Annotated in this window: 10 protein-coding genes; 3 read left to right on the top strand and 7 right to left on the bottom strand. The window is 64.9% G+C overall.

Annotated elements, in window-relative coordinates; genetic code table 11:
• Nucleotides 1-95 precede the first annotated feature (95 nt).
• Entirely contained in the window at nucleotides 96-746 is a 651-nt protein-coding gene (locus ACWESM_RS03865; RefSeq protein WP_355077793.1) for a TetR/AcrR family transcriptional regulator, read from the top strand.
• Nucleotides 747-948: 202 nt separating this feature from the next.
• On the opposite strand, the gene ACWESM_RS03870 is transcribed toward ACWESM_RS03865, so the two are convergent.
• The gene (locus ACWESM_RS03870) at nucleotides 949-2,196 is read right to left on the bottom strand and encodes a cytochrome P450 (RefSeq protein ID WP_356961010.1); all 1,248 of its coding nucleotides are present in this window, start codon (nucleotides 2,194-2,196) and stop codon (nucleotides 949-951) included.
• A 233-nt stretch (nucleotides 2,197-2,429) separates the two neighbouring features.
• On the opposite strand from ACWESM_RS03870, the gene ACWESM_RS03875 reads away from it, so the two are divergent.
• The gene (locus tag ACWESM_RS03875) at nucleotides 2,430-3,794 is read left to right on the top strand and encodes a flavin monoamine oxidase family protein (protein WP_452490916.1); all 1,365 of its coding nucleotides are present in this window, start codon (nucleotides 2,430-2,432) and stop codon (nucleotides 3,792-3,794) included.
• 3 nt (nucleotides 3,795-3,797) lie between these two features.
• The gene (locus tag ACWESM_RS03880; protein ID WP_452490917.1) at nucleotides 3,798-4,688 is read left to right on the top strand and encodes a class I SAM-dependent methyltransferase; all 891 of its coding nucleotides are present in this window, start codon (nucleotides 3,798-3,800) and stop codon (nucleotides 4,686-4,688) included.
• A 3-nt stretch (nucleotides 4,689-4,691) separates the two neighbouring features.
• Here the strand turns inward: ACWESM_RS03880 and ACWESM_RS03885 are convergent, their stop codons facing one another.
• The 6 genes from ACWESM_RS03885 to ACWESM_RS03910 form a co-directional block, all read right to left on the bottom strand.
• A complete protein-coding gene (locus ACWESM_RS03885; RefSeq protein ID WP_364429532.1) occupies nucleotides 4,692-5,513 on the bottom strand; it encodes a DUF1206 domain-containing protein in 822 nt (273 codons plus the stop codon).
• Nucleotides 5,514-5,715: 202 nt separating this feature from the next.
• Nucleotides 5,716-6,753, bottom strand: coding sequence for a 2-hydroxyacid dehydrogenase (locus tag ACWESM_RS03890; RefSeq protein WP_364429535.1), 1,038 nt, complete (start codon nucleotides 6,751-6,753; stop codon nucleotides 5,716-5,718).
• Nucleotides 6,750-7,931 carry a pyridoxal phosphate-dependent aminotransferase gene (locus ACWESM_RS03895; RefSeq protein ID WP_452490918.1) on the bottom strand — a complete coding sequence of 394 codons (1,182 nt, stop codon included), beginning with the start codon at nucleotides 7,929-7,931 and terminating at the stop codon, nucleotides 6,750-6,752. The genes ACWESM_RS03890 and ACWESM_RS03895 overlap by 4 nt, the downstream gene beginning before the upstream one ends.
• Before the next feature lie 79 nt (nucleotides 7,932-8,010).
• Entirely contained in the window at nucleotides 8,011-9,483 is a 1,473-nt protein-coding gene (locus tag ACWESM_RS03900) for an MFS transporter (protein ID WP_452490919.1), read from the bottom strand.
• Between the two features lie 66 nt (nucleotides 9,484-9,549).
• A complete protein-coding gene (locus ACWESM_RS03905) occupies nucleotides 9,550-11,340 on the bottom strand; it encodes a choline/carnitine O-acyltransferase (RefSeq protein WP_452490920.1) in 1,791 nt (596 codons plus the stop codon).
• A 231-nt stretch (nucleotides 11,341-11,571) separates the two neighbouring features.
• Entirely contained in the window at nucleotides 11,572-12,141 is a 570-nt protein-coding gene (locus ACWESM_RS03910) for a CGNR zinc finger domain-containing protein (protein WP_452490921.1), read from the bottom strand.
• Nucleotides 12,142-12,177: the final 36 nt, after the last annotated feature.

Here is a 12,177-nt window from a genome sequence, read left to right on the forward strand (position 1 = left end):
ACCGCAAGTTTTCCGCTCACCGTAGGGCACCGAAACTAGCGGCGCAAGTATCGTGTCCCGCGCCTGCGAGAATGCGAGGACCGAAAGGAGAGCTCATGGCACGACCACGCCGACCGCTGCTGACCCGCGATCGCATCATCGACACCGCCCTCACCCTGGTCGACGCCGAGGGTCTGGCCGCTGTCTCCACGCGGCGCCTGGCCACCGAGCTGGGTGTGCAGGGCCCCTCGCTGTACAACCACGTCCGCACCAAGGACGACCTGATCGATGCCGTCGTGGACGCCGTCCTCGGCGAAGTCGACATCGCGATGTTCGAGGGATTGTCGGCCGAGGATCGGGACTGGCGCTCGGCACTGCGCGATTGGGCCCGTTCCTACCGCACCGCCATGGCGGCACACCCGCACATCGTTCCCGCCTTGGCGAGCGGTCCCGGTCATCGCCCCAACGCGTTGCGGATGGCCGACGCGGTCTTCGGCGGCCTCGTCGCGGCGGGCTGGCCGCGCCGCGAGGCCACCACGGTCGGCACGACCATGCGCTACTTCCTCACCGGAGCGTCGCTTGGATCGTTCGCCGCGGGCTTCCCTTCCGACGTCGCGGTATACGCCGACGCCTATCCGCACCTGAACGAGGCGCACCTGCTGGCCGAGCGGCAGCAGAGAATCGATCGGGACGCCTTCGAAGTCGGTCTGGAATCCCTGTTGGACGGGCTGGAGATCCGTTACCGGCTGCTCGCGGATGCCGGGTAACTCCGACCCGCGCACCGAAGCACACCCGTCGCCCGTACGCCTCGGCGCGAACAGGTACCCGGGCCTGACAGACCAGCCCGCCGACCGCGGCGACCATGCCCCCCAGCGCGGTGTCCGGGTAGTAGCTCGGATATCGGCCCACCGTGCACGTCACCGAGATGGTCAGCGATCCGGCTTTCGCGTTTCCGACCCGGCCCGGGTACTACGGCAGCGGCAGCGCCTGCGACTCAGGGAATACGACCGGCAAGGCGGTCAGCGCTCGATGGAACGGACCGGGACGCCAGGTCAGCTCGTCCACCGGCACCGCGAGACGTAGCTCCGGCAGCGCGTCCAGCAGTTGATCGATCGCGTCCTGGGCGATCAGGTAAGCCAGCGAGTTCGCCGGACACGCGTGCGGCCCGCCGCCGAACGCGAGATGGGCGCGGTTGCCCGCGTAGCGTTCGGCGCGGATCGCCGGATCGGTGTTGCAGGCGGCCATGCTGATCACGACCGGCTGATGGGCAGGCAACCAGACGTCGTCGATCAGGATCGGCTGCTTCGGGAAGCTGAAGCAGAAATTCGCCATCGGCGGGTCGTTGAACAGCACCTCGTCGAGCGCGTCCCGGGTCGACAGACTGCCACCGAGCACGCTGCCGCCGAACCGCTCGTCGGTGAGAATCAGCAGCAGGGTGTTGACGATCAGATTCTGCTGCGGCTCGATGCCCGCGCCGTAGAGCGTGCCCAGCTGGTGGACCATCTCGGTGTCGTTCAGCCCGGATGGGTGCCTGAGCATGCGCGTGGTGATGTCGTCGCCTGGATCGGCCCGCTTCAGTACCGTCAACTCGGCCAGCGAATCGGTCAGCATCTTGTTCCCGCGTTCCGCGTCGATGCCCTCGAAGATCGCGGCCATACCGGTCGCGGCGCGCTGCGCGATCTCGGCCGGGCAACCCAGCATGGCGTTCAGCACCGCGAAAGCGAGCGGAAAAGCGTACTGGCGCACGATATCCGCCGACCCGTCCGCGCAGAACGAATTGATCAACGGTGTCGCCAGCTGCGCCACGGTGTCGTGCAAGCCGTACAGGTCGACCTTGGCCAGACCCGCGACGTTGGCCTGCCGATAGCGGGCATGCTCGGCTCCGGCGTTGCGCAACGCGTTCGGCCGCCACTGCATCATCGGCAGCACCGGGCAGTCGGCGGCGATGTCCTGCTGCCACGTGCGGGGGTCGGCCGGAAAGTGCTCCGGATCGTTCAAGATCCGCACGGCGGTGTGATACCCGAGCACCAAGGTGGCAGGTACACCCGGGGCCAATTCCACCGGCGCCAGCGATCCGTAACGCTCCCGCATCTCGCGATAGGCGCTGTGCGGGTCCGCGGCGAATTCCGCGGCGAACAAAGGAATCCGCGGGCCGTCGGTGTCGATCGGCGAACCGTGCGGTGCGCGGCTGTGTGCGGAGGGCGGGGACGTCGTCATCGAGGAGGCTCCAGGCGATCGGGCAGCAAGATTCGTGAGCCTAAGCAGCTCGCACGCCCTCTGCACCGGAAACGACTCGAGATGACCCCTCACTGCAAGTTGCTATAGAATTGCCCCGATATTCGACGCGTTGACCTGATCGAAGGCGAATCGCACCCGCTGTGTCGAGTGCGCCGGTCGAGCGCAGTAGCACGGCGGCCGTGCGCGAAACTGCAACCCGAGGACGGCACGCCATGACAGACGTCGACTTTTGCGTAATCGGCGGGGGATTCGCGGGATTGACGGCCGCGCTGCGGCTGAAACAGATGGGTCGGTCGGTGGCGCTGCTGGAAGCCAGGGACCGGCTCGGCGGCCGCACCTTCACCCAGGTACGCGACGACGGGTCGTGGATCGATCGCGGCGGCGCCTGGATCGGGCCGGGACAGGACCGCATCCAAGCGCTGATGACCGAGTTCGGCGTACCGAGCTACAAGCAGTACACCGACGGCGAGGCCATGATGGTCGTCGACGGCAAGCAGCACCGCTACACGGGCACGATCCCGTGGACGATGAGCCCGTGGGCGTCGATGAACCTCGGCGCGGTATTCCTCGAGCTGGGACATATGTGCAAGTCGGTTCCGCTGGAAGCGCCGTGGGCGGCGAAGAAAGCCGACAAATGGGATCAGGTAAGCCTGGCGCACTGGCTGGAAGCCAATGTCCTTTCCAAGCCCGCGCACGATCTGCTCGAGACCGCCATCGCGGGCTGCTACACCTCGGCGGCTTCGGAGGTCTCGTTGCTGTTCGTCCTGTACCAGATGGCCTCGGGTGGCGGGCCGAGCTTCGTCCTCGGCGTCAAAGACGCGGCGCAGGACGCGCGGCCGGTCGGCGGCATGGGCGCGATCTACCGTCCGATGGCGGCCGAGCTCGGCGATGCGATCCACCTCTCGCAGCCGGTCCGCTGCATCCATCAGGACGACTCGGGGGTGACCGTCCGCGCGACCGACCTCCGGCTGCGCGCGCGCCGGGCGATCGTCACCGTTCCCCTCGCTATCGCCGGCCAGATCTCGTACCGGCCGATGCTGCCCGCCGATCGCGCTTTCCTGCATCAGCGCATGCCGAGCGGTTCGATCATCAAGGTCTCCGTGGTGTACGACGAGCCGTTCTGGCGCGGTGACGGGCTGTCGGGACAGTCCGCCGCGCCGGGTTCGCCCGCGACGATCACCGTCGACGCGTGCACGGACACCGGGCGGCCCGGAGTCCTGTGCGTCATCATCGAGGGACCGATCGCACGGCAGCTGGCCCGACTCGACGACGCGGAGCGCCGCATCGCGATCCTCGACGCACTCGTCGAGCGATTCGGCCGGCAGGCCGGCTCACCCGTCGACTACATCGAGCAGGACTGGAGCGCCGAGCGCTATTCCGGCGGCGGGATGCTCAGCCACGCGCCCACCGGTGTGCTCACCCAATTCGGCCACGCTCTGCGCGAGCCGTGTGGCCGCGTCCACTGGGCGGGCACCGAGAGTTCGGCGGTCATGTGCGGCTGGATCGACGGGGCCATTCGCTCGGGCGAACGCGCGGCCAGCGAAGTGCTGGAGCACGAGACCGCCGTGGTGGGCTGACCTATGCGCACCGAGGGAGACGTATGGGACATCGTCAGTAGTGTCGGACTCACCGCATTGGGCGTCGCGACGTTCCGGGCGCTGGAGACATCCGCTCCCGATCCGTTGATCCGGGACGATTACGCGCCCCTGTTCGTCGCGGCCTCGGGCCATCGACATTTCAACGGACTGTTGGCGGACCCTTCCCAACTGGACGACATCCCGCTGGTACCCGGGTTCATGGGCTTCCGCACGAAGTTCTTCGACGACTTCTTCTCGTCGGCCGCGGCGCGGGGCGTTCGGCAAGCCGTTATCGTCGCCGCCGGATTGGACGCGCGGGCATACCGCCTCGACTGGCCCGCGGGTACCACGGTGTTCGAGATCGACCAGCCCAAAGTTCTGGAATTCAAGGAGAAAGTCCTCACCGAGAACGGCGCGCGGCCGAAGGCGGATCGTCGCCCGGTGGCCGTCGACCTGCGCGAGGACTGGCCTGCCGCGCTGCGCAGCGCGGGTTTCGAACCCGGCGAACCGACCGCATGGTCCGCCGAGGGCCTGCTGCCCTATCTACCCGGGGCCGCGCAGGACAAGCTCTTCGAGCACATCGACGGCTGGTCCACCCCTGGCAGCGAGCTGGCCGTGGAGAGCTTCGTGGCGGGAACCGACGTCAAGCGCTTCGCGAACATCGAGAAGAAGTATTTCGACCGCTGCAACCCGTTCGGCGACATCGACCCGGCCGAGTTGTTCTACGACGACGAGCGAGCCGATCCCGCCCGGTGGCTGACCGGACACGGCTGGTCGGTGCGGAGCGAGAGTCCGAGCGAACTCGCCGCGTCCTACGGGCGATCGGTCCCGGATCTGCCCGAGGAGCTCGACGAGCTGTGGCGGCAACCAAGGCTTCTGACCGCCGAGCGGTAGGCGCTACATCTTGGCGCTGCGAGCCATGACGAAGCTGTAGAGACCGTAGGTGATGATGCCGAGGCCGGCGACCAGGAGCAGAACCACACCGAAGGGCTGCGCGCCGAGCGTCTTGATGGCTCCGTCCAGTCCTGCGGACTTGTTCGGGTCGGATTCGGTCGCGGCGAGGATCACCAGCAACCCGACCGCGGCGACGGCCAGCCCCTTCGCGATGTAACCCACCGTGCCGAGCCGCCGCACGAAAGCACTCGGGTGTCCGCTCAGATCGTCGAGAAAGTTCTGCGTGGCGCCTTTGTGCACGTGGTAGCCGCCGACCGCGATGATGACCAGCCCACCCACGACAAGAGCGATCGTCCCCGCCGTGTTCTGCATCAGGCGCGCCGTGAGCCCCACACTCTGACTGCTACTCGGTTGCCCGCTGCCCTTGGCGAAACGGAACGCGGTCACGGCGAACGCGAGATAGACAGCGCACAGCGAGAGCGCTTTGACCCGATCGAAGACTTGGGACTTCCAGCTGTCGGCGCCCGGCTTCGACGCGCTGCCGAAAACCGCCTCCACCAGCCGCCACAGTGCCATCATCACGAACGCGACCACACCAACCCACAGAGTGAACACCCCGCCCGGCTTATCGGCCAATTCGGCCATCGCCCCGGATTGATCGGCGCTCCCGCCGCCACCGAACGCCAGCCGGATGGCGATGTAGCCGATCAGCAGATGCACGAGGCCGGACATGACGTAGCCCGCGCGGGCGAACCGCGCGAACACGCTGTTCTGGGCGACGCGACCGGCGGTGCCGGAAAGCCCGGTGTGAGTCGTGTGAGTCATGCTGCTCCTCCGTCCCAGGTAGTACGACGGAGACCGCCGCAGGACACCGACCGGATACCCAAGTCCGTGGAGAAAGCACCTGTCCATCGCGGCGGCAGGATGCCCCGCGGTGCGCGCTTCGCCCGCCAGCCACCCGGGTGCAAGGGGCGGGGTGTGCTGCAACACGTCGATGATGGATCCGTCCGACGGCTGTGCCGACGTCCTAGCGGCGGTGGCGCACCGGCAGCCAACGGGCATGATCGCGGAAGCCAGGGTTTACGACTCGTGGGTCTTCTCCTGTTTCGAGGATGTTCTCGACCGACTCGGCATTAGCCGCGAGCATCGCGCGGTAGGACTCCTCGGTAGCGCCGGCCGCGTGCGGCGTGACGAGAAGCTTGTCGTTGCCCAACGCGATCAACCCGAAGGGATCGTTCTGGTCGGAGGGCGCGGGCACGACGTAGTAGCCGTCCATGGCAGCGGCCGCGAGGCGACCGTCGAGCAACGCGGTTCGCAACGGCGCCGGATCTACGAGCTCCGCTTCGGAAGTGTTGATCAGAATCGCGCCGGGCTTGACGGCAGCGAGTTGTGCTTCGCCGATCATCCGGGCTGTCTGCGGGCCGTATGGAGCATGGAGACTGATGACATCGGACTCGGCGAGCAGCTCGGGTAGCTCGACCCGGCGAGCGGCGATGTCTCCTTCCAGTTCCGGTTTGGCTGTTCGACTCACGTAGACCACTCGCATCCCGAACCCGCCGACCGCTATCCGGGCAACGATGGTGCCGATGGTCCCCATTCCCACAATGCCCAGCGTCTTCCCATAAAGGTCGCGTGCCCGGGTCTCGGGCCATCGACCGGCCTTCGTTTCCATTGTCAGGTCTGTGATGCCGCGCCAGGCATCGAGCATGAGACCGATCGCGAATTCCGCGACCGCGCGTGCGTTGGCTCCGGGCGCGTTGGTCACCGCGATTCCCGCCGCGGTCGCTGCTGCGGTATCGATGTAGGCGTGATACCCGACACCCATGAACGCTATGACTTTGAGGTCGTCGGCAGTGGACAACGCGGCAGCGGTCGCACGCTCTACACCACCGAGAATGTATGCGTCCTTGCCCAGCAGAGCGCGCGCCAATTCGACTTCGGACAGGTCGTGACGGCAGACTTCTACCTCGATATTCCGCTGACGAAGCCATTCGATCTCGGCTGCCTTCAATTCAGCCCCGGTGAGCAAGGCGCGATAACGGCTCGATCGACCGCGCACGGTCATGCGTCCTTCGCGGCGAGCCGGACTGCGGTGTCTCGCAGCAACTGCGCACCCTCCGACATCAGTTGCGGATCGCGAGCCAAGGCGACGCGGACGAACTTTCTCCCGCGCTCCGGCTGATTCCAGAAGAAGTTCGTTCCGGGTAGCACGTGCACTCCCTCCCAGATCGCCTCATGGACGAAATTCTCACACTCGAGTCCCTCGGGGAGCCGGAGCCAGTCCACCGAGACGGGCGATCGCGATTCGGTGACGAATTCCAATCCCCCGTCCGCGAGAATCGAGCGGAGGATAGCCCGATTTTCCAGCACGGAAGGAAGGATGCTGTGTTCGATGCCATGCTTCGAACTGTCCTCGATGAATTCTGTCAGCACCCGGAGATGGAAAGGAGAGACACTCTGCAGCAGATCGTCGTGCAGTCGGTACATATCTGCGTACATATCCGGACTGCATACCGTCAATCCGACTTTCATCTCGCTGGTGGACCAGGTCTTGCCCGTGTCTTCGAGCACAATATAGGAGACTCCTGATTCCTCCAGGACCTCGTACTGCGACCAACCGCTCGGCAGAGGTGAGAAGAATCGAAAAGACGAGTCCAGAACCAGGGTGCAACGACGGTCGACGCAACACTGCACCAACGTTCTGAACCCCGGTTCGGACAGCGTCCATCCGGTGGGGTTGTTCGGCGAGACCAGCCAGACCACCGCAGGATCGAGCCGAGCCATCGCCGCAGGCAGGTCTTCGACGGTGCAATCCTGTTCCAGCAGCGGCACGAGCTGGACATTCTCTCGGCGCAAAATCGAGGAGATATTGTCGAACACCGGCTCGATCAAGGCGACTCGCTTTCCCGCGCGAGCGCAGTAACTCACCACCATTGTTATCGCGGATGATGCGGAATACGACAGCATATATCTGGATGCATCCTGATGCATCGGCTCGCCCGCCAGGCGCAGAAAGGCGGTGAGGAACGCCTCTTCCAGCTCGGACTGCGATTGATTTCGCGCCTCGTGGAACAGCTCTGGAAATCGTTCGACAATTTCGATCTGGGAGGGCGTCAGCGGTTGACGGCAATGCGCATCCGATAGGTTTACGGCGCGATCGAGACTACGCCTCTCGTAGGTGGTGCTGGTTGTGCGCCCGAGCGGATTCGGATGATTCGAACTGTGCGTACGGATAAGTGTCACGGTTGGTCGACCTCCGAAATACTAGTTACATGCTGATGCGATAGCCGGGCAGCCACAGCAGTTGACGAAACCGCGGAGTTCAAGCGGGTGGCCGGCTCCACGGTGAGCCTTTTCGCTGAGGAGATGAAGGAGTTTCGGTCCAAGGCGTCGGGAATTGTCGCATTCCGGTTCGACCCGGGTCGGCAGCCTCGGAATCTATTGACGATACGGCTGAGGATTCGGTTCCGTTGCACTGTCCGGTAACCGGCTGCTTCACCTTCTTCTCGAAGGCGTAAATTCCGCCGAGTCGGACGTCGAGTGAACCATCGGTATTTCGAGCAAGGGTGATCTGCGCGATATCCAGTATCCGCCTGGTCGCGGTGACGATGAACGCTCGATTCACTGGGCCGGGCGCGCCGGGAATGGGGCCGGCGCGAGCCGCGATTCGGCCCAGCCCGATTCCGGCGCCGATACCGATCGTGGCTGCGGCCAGGATGCCTCCTGACGAACCGGCGAAGTCGACGGACTGACTCGCCCCGATACTTCCCATGGCTACGCCGACCCACATCAGACTGAAATGAAAGCCGAGGGCCTCTCCGAGCGCGTCCTCAGAAGCAGCAGCACTCATCCGATCGGTACAGGCCGGGAAAACAGCACCGGCCAGCACGCCGACCGCGAAAACGGCTATGGCCAGCGAAACCGGCCCGACCGCGAGGGCGCAGAGCGACACGCCGATTCCGAGTCCGACCAGCAGAACGTATGGCGAGATGGTTCTGGAGATCGCGCCGTACCCGTACCCACCGGCCACCGCACCGGCTGCGCCGATGGCCAGCACAAGTCCGATCGCATGCTTGGCATGGAAGTCGTGCATGGCCGTGATGACACTCAGTTCCTCCGCACAGAGGACGGCGGCGGCCGCGGCGTATCCGACACATGCTGTCACGAAGCCGGTCTGCAACCAGGATCGCCGTGGGACCCGCCGTGACACTTCGCTCGTCTCGGTTCGCAGCGGTGGGTTCCGTCTCAGCAACAGGACACCGCAACCCACGGCCACCAACCGGACCACGAGCAGCACCATCGCCGTGTCCCAGATATTCATCACCGCGACGCCCAGCGGCGGCCCGACCAACAGCGACACGTCCGCGGTCACCTCGTACGCGGCGAGCGCCGGCCTTCGCTCCCGTTCGGTCGTGGCGACCGTAATGGCCTGTTTCGCGACATTGATGACCGGTATTTCGAACCATCCCGCCAACGCCGCGAGCAACAGCAACACCGGAAACGGAGCGAATGGCGCGATGAGCCAGCAGATCCCGTTTACCAGGATCGATGGAGCCATGGTGGGGCGCAAGCCCAATCGATCGAGACGCGGGCCGCGCCGCAGCTCGGTTCCGGCCATGCACAGGTAGACCACAGTGCTCAACAAGCCCGCAGCACCGTAGGAAAGATGCAACGTGTGCCGCACATGCATTACCAACAGCAGGGATTGGGAGTTGAGAACAGTCCGGAACAGCAGACTGATCAGCACCATATTGCATACTGTCCGATTTGCCAGAAGCTCTCGGTAGGCTTTCACTCCCACTCACTTTCGGGTGGAATGTCTACTCCTGGCGATCGGACGAGCAGTCATCGATACGCAAAGCTAGCCGACGGATGTCGTCTCGAGCAGGGCGCACAACTCCGGGATGGCGACAGAGAGGGCGTGTGCGAATTCGAGCATGTGTTGTTCGATGCCTTTGGAACCGCTCAGGTGTACGCCGAAGCTGCCGGGCTGCAGGATATAGCCGATCCCGATGCAATCGGCGGTCGGCGGCCCGAAACCGAAGAACCGAACATTGACCGACGACACAGCACTGGTACTGAGATAGTCGTCACGCAGAATCCGCCAGCCGGGAGATTCGTAGATCGCGAGCGGCTTTTCGCCGTGCTGACGCTGAATTCGCTGTAGCTCCACGAGATGCCGTTCGGGAGCACGCCCCGCCTGGCATTCTCTGGTGTTGGCGACGTGTGCTCCCGCCGCGGCACGTAGCGCTTCGGCGCGAGCGGTGTGCGTAGCGGTCGAGTCGTTCATCAATGCCACGAAACGAACGACTTCGGGGGTGACCGCCCGGAGCGCTTCGGTGCGGCCGTGGCGGTAATGCCGCACGGCTACGGATTCGTAGGTGCTGCCGAGGAATCCCCTGGACCGTTGATGAGCCAGTTGGTAAGCCACTTGCACCAACGCATCCGGCGATATTCCGAGACGTTTGGCCGTGTCCGAGCCGAAGTCGTCGAATGTCACCACCTCCGTGGCGATCTCGCCCGCCTGTTTGCCGAAGTCGGCGGCGGCTTGCCGGATCTCGTGCCGCAGGTCCTCATCGAAACGGAATTCGATGGGCGATATCTCGGGCGCTCGGCCGGGCCGGTCCGCCGAGATGGCTGGCGCATTCGCCAGAATCGCGTCGCAGAAGCCGGCAACCGTGGTTCCGTCCAGGCCGGACTCCTCGATGTTGACGCCCGCGCGACCATCGGCGAACACGATGAATGTCAACGCCTTGTCGTACCAGCGGTTCTCGCCGTCACCATGCAGGAGCGCGTTACAGGCCGAGTGTTCGTCTCGGGGCGCGAAGTCCTCGAGCGCGACGCAGAACAGTGCCGTCTCGATCGTCTCCAGCGCGGCGGCGTTGTCCGGATCTTCGAGGAGAGCCTGGCGGGCCCTCGCCCATGCCGCGCGCGGTTGTGTTGTCAGCGCTCCCGGCGACGGCTCCGCGGCCGGATCGGCTCCCCTGATCGCATCCAGCCCGGCGATCAGATCCTCGATGCGATGTGGGGTACCGTCCGCTGCGAGGACATCCATTCGGAACGCCTGACGACGGAAATGGACGACGATGTGCCGGACCGTTGACGAGCCTGGTTCTCCGGCACTGTGAGCGGAGCGCACGGCGTCGAATTCGATGCCGGGGATTCTGGTGGTAGAGAACAGACACCTGTTCTGGTGCATGGACACCGGACGGCCGCGAAGAATCACGGGCGAAATCATCTCGGCGTCGAGTTCGAGTTTGTACGCGGTGGCGCGCGCGATCAGTTCGGCGGCGCGTTCGAGTTGACCGTGCTCCGAGTCCGTGAGCAAGAAGAAGGAATTCGCACTGAGCGCGATACTGTCGCGGTAGCCGAGATGGCGAGATCTCCAAAAGGCGTCGAGCCAACTGTGGACGCCCGGCGTCCGATCGAATCGCTCTATCTCGGCCTGCCACGTCCGGGCCGGACTGTCCAACGCAAGGAATTGATCCACGGCCGCTGTCGTGACCATCAGTTGCTCGTCGGTCAGCAACGGCGAACATCGCTCGAGAAACCGTTCGCACGTCTCCTCCAACGTCGGGATGGGGAGTCGCGGCAATTCGTCGTCGTAATCGAATGTGCTGCTGGACATCTCGCCGACGGGTTTCTCGCTCACCGTCAGAGTGTCTCATCGCCACCGCAACGACTGGCTCCAGTGGTGGGAATGCCGGGCGCGGCCATTATGGCGGAGTACCGAACCATAAACTATGGTTCGAGATTCGAAGTCGCCGGCATGGGACGCCAGGATGTAGCGGAGGTGCTCCACTCGGCCGGAGACGGTGCGAAACCGGCCCGCACCGCGCCGGAGATCCGCTCTCGATTCAAGTCATACTATGGCCGACTGCAGTCAGCCTTGGAGCCCCTTGCGCTGATTGGCATTGAAACGCGCCTTCTTCTGACGATTCCCGCACGTGTTCATGTCACACCATTTGCGGGTGCGGCTTTGGCTGGTGTCGAAGAAGGCCGCTCGGCAGGTTGGCGAGGCACACAAGGCCAGTCTTCCGTTCCGTTCGCCCGCGACGATGCTGATCGCATCGGCGGCGATCACGCCTAGGGCATCTTCTACGCAGGAAGCGGAGCCGAGTCGCCATTGACGCCTGCCCTCGGATGTCAGAACGGCCGCCGCCCGACCCCGAATGCTGCTGTCATTGATGACTTGGACAGCAGGTGCGGGAAGAGCGTCTCCGAGCGCGGCCGCTGTCGCGACGGCGTGAATCGATTCCCGCAGTTCCCAGGCGAGTTCCAGCTGGGCGGTAGTGCAGGAGTCCACGGCCAGGCCGTACACGACCAGCCAGTCGACGAGTCGCTGCGGCGTGGGAATGCGTTCCACACGGTCGCCATGGCGCTCGGACAGAGTCCCCGTGAAGCTGGTCGCTAGCACGTTACCGAGGCGAAAGTCAGGGAGCCCAGCAGGCATGGAACCACCTTAGCTGGTTGCCGGCCGATGCGGAGC

It is taken from the genome of Nocardia sp. NPDC003999 (assembly GCF_053604885.1).